Source organism: Klebsiella sp. EMBS2024 (assembly GCF_036233805.1).
Lineage (GTDB): Bacteria > Pseudomonadota > Gammaproteobacteria > Enterobacterales > Enterobacteriaceae > Klebsiella > Klebsiella pneumoniae.
The window spans coordinates 4,177,327-4,180,059 of sequence record NZ_JAZARW010000001.1 but is presented as its reverse complement, the minus strand read 5'-3'; the positions used below and the strand labels follow the sequence as shown (position 1 = coordinate 4,180,059).

The following is a 2,733-nucleotide window of genomic DNA, read 5'->3' as shown; positions in this document are numbered from 1 at the left end:
AAGTATTATGTCTGAAAACTCCACCTTTTCTCCCGTCCTCACCGGCCGGGAACGTACGGCTGTCCCTGCAAAATCTCTGAGCTTCGTCGAAGGGGTATCGATGATTGTCGGTACCAATATTGGCGCGGGCGTCCTTTCTATCGCCTATGCGTCGAGCAAAGCGGGCTTCTTACCGCTGCTATTCTGGCTGGTGCTGGTGGGCAGCCTGACGACGGTGACTATGCTCTATGTCGCGGAATCCACGCTGCGCACCCGTAAACATCTGCAGCTCAGTGGATTATCGAAGCGCTACGTCGGCGGCTTTGGCGCGCTGATGATGTTTCTCTCCGTCTGCGTCAATAGCGTCGGGGCATTGACGGCGTATATGACCGGCAGCGGTAAGCTGCTGCACTCCCTGTTTGGCATCTCGCCGGCGCTGGGCAGCGTGCTGTTTTTCGTTCCGGCGGCAGGGGTACTCTACCTGGGGCTGAAGGCGATCGGCCGCGGTGAGAAATTTATCAGCATCGGCATGGTGGTGATGATCTCGGTGCTGGTGATTGCCACGCTGTTGAAAGAGACCACCCGCGTCGGCTATCTGCTCGACGGCAACTGGCTGTATATGGTTCCGGTCTTCAACGTCGTGGCATTCTGCTTCTCGGCACAGTATATCGTGCCGGAGATGGCGCGGGGCTTCGCCGACAAACCGGAAAAACTGCCTAAAGCCATCATGGTCGGCATGGCGCTGACCTTTACCCTGCTGGCGCTGGTGCCGTTGTCGGTGATCTCGCTTAACGGTCTGGACAATATCTCGGATGTGGCCACCATCTCCTGGGGGCGGGCGCTTGGCGAATGGGCCTTCTTCTCAGCCAATCTGTTTGCGCTGTGCGCGATGCTGACCTCCTACTGGGGACTGGGCGGCAGCTTCCTGACCAATATCTTCGATCAGTTCCGCCTGGGGAATGACGAACAGCCCGCCCGGCGCCTGATGGTGCTGCTGGTGGTGGCGATCCCGCCGTTTGTACTGGCCTATAGCGGCATGGTTTCCTTCGTCAACGCGCTCTATTTTGCCGGGGTGTTCAGCGGCGTCATTTTATCGATTATGCCGATCCTGATGCTCAAGGGCGCCCGCCAGCGTGGCGATCTGACCCCGGGCTGGACCTGTCCGGCCTGGATGACCCATCCGCTTATCCAATGCTTCATTGTGTTGTTGTATCTTTGCAGCGCCGCCTACGCGATAGCATCCGCGGTGGGCTACCTACCCGCAGGCTGGTAATCAGGCTCTGTTTTGCACCGCGTCCGGTTCATGCTGGCGCGGTTTTTTTATTTGTCACTTATCTGTTACATAGCCCGCAATTTAGTCGTTTCAAATTCCTCAGAATGACGGTATGTTTAGCATAGTGTGCTGCAAAAGCGCGGGCAGCCCCCGGTTGATTAGCTATCATATGCTTTTCCTATCGGTATAAACAAAATAATGCGCTAATAAACAACATCACAACAAATGCAAAAACCATAATAATGGGGAGCCTCAGGATGAATATGAAGGGTAAAGCGTTACTGGCAGGATGTATTGCCTTAGTTATGAGCAGCGCGGCGCTGGCGGAAGATATCAAAATCGCGGTAGTCGGGGCGATGTCCGGCCCGGTGGCCCAGTACGGCGACCAGGAGTTTACCGGCGCAGAGCAGGCGGTAGCGGATATCAACGCTAAGGGCGGCATCAAGGGCAATAAGCTGCAGATCGTCAAATATGATGACGCTTGCGACCCGAAACAGGCGGTAGCGGTAGCCAACAAAGTGGTCAACGACGGCATCAAATACGTTATTNGTCACCTGTGTTCCTCTTCCACTCAGCCGGCGTCTGATATCTATGAAGACGAAGGCATTCTGATGATTACCCCGGCAGCGACTGCTCCGGAGCTGACGGCGCGCGGCTATAAGCTGATCCTGCGCACCACCGGTCTGGACTCCGATCAGGGGCCAACCGCGGCGAAATACATTCTCGACAAAGTGAAGCCGCAGCGTATCGCAGTGGTACATGACAAACAGCAGTACGGCGAAGGTTTGGCCCGTGCGGTGCAGGATGGCCTGAAAAAAGGTGGGGCAAACGTGGTCTTCTTCGACGGGATCACCGCCGGTGAGAAAGATTTCTCCACCCTGGTGGCGCGCCTGAAGAAAGAGAATATCGATTTCGTCTACTACGGCGGCTATCACCCGGAAATGGGCCAGATCCTGCGTCAGGCGCGCGCCGCCGGTCTGAAAACCCAGTTTATGGGCCCGGAAGGCGTAGCGAACGTCTCCCTGTCTAACATCGCCGGCGAGTCGGCGGAAGGCCTGCTGGTAACCAAGCCGAAGAACTACGACCAGGTGCCGGCGAACAAACCGATCGTGGATGCGATCAAGGCGAAGAAACAGGATCCGAGCGGCGCCTTCGTGTGGACCACCTACGCGGCGCTGCAGTCGCTGCAGGCAGGCCTGAATCAGTCTGACGATCCGGCGGAAATCGCTAAATACCTGAAAGGCGCGACAGTAGACACCGTGATGGGCCCGCTGTCGTGGGATCAGAAAGGCGACCTGAAAGGCTTTGAGTTCGGGGTCTTTACCTGGCATGCGAACGGTACGGCGACCGACGCCAAATAATTTAACCGGCGCCTTTCACGCTGCAAATGCGTTGTCTGCGGCCCTCAACCCCGGTCACTTACTGATGTAAGCTCCCGGGGATTTCGGGTATTGACGCCTTTTTGCAACGCGAAATGCTGG

General features: G+C 56.7%; 2 protein-coding genes. Both read left to right on the top strand.

Annotated elements, in window-relative coordinates:
* The first annotated feature begins 7 nt into the window (after nucleotides 1-7).
* Nucleotides 8-1,252 carry an aromatic amino acid transport family protein gene (locus tag VZP09_RS19160; RefSeq protein ID WP_004150081.1) on the top strand — a complete coding sequence of 415 codons (1,245 nt, stop codon included), beginning with the start codon at nucleotides 8-10 and terminating at the stop codon, nucleotides 1,250-1,252.
* Nucleotides 1,253-1,509: 257 nt separating this feature from the next.
* Nucleotides 1,510-2,613, top strand: coding sequence for a branched chain amino acid ABC transporter substrate-binding protein LivJ (gene livJ / locus VZP09_RS19155; protein WP_328795343.1), 1,104 nt, complete (start codon nucleotides 1,510-1,512; stop codon nucleotides 2,611-2,613).
* Nucleotides 2,614-2,733: the final 120 nt, after the last annotated feature.

Bases quoted from the DNA above. Each gene is read 5' to 3' on its own strand.
- VZP09_RS19160 (WP_004150081.1), top strand. From the start codon at position 8: ATGTCTGAAAACTCCACCTTTTCTCCCGTCCTCACCGGCCGGGAACGT.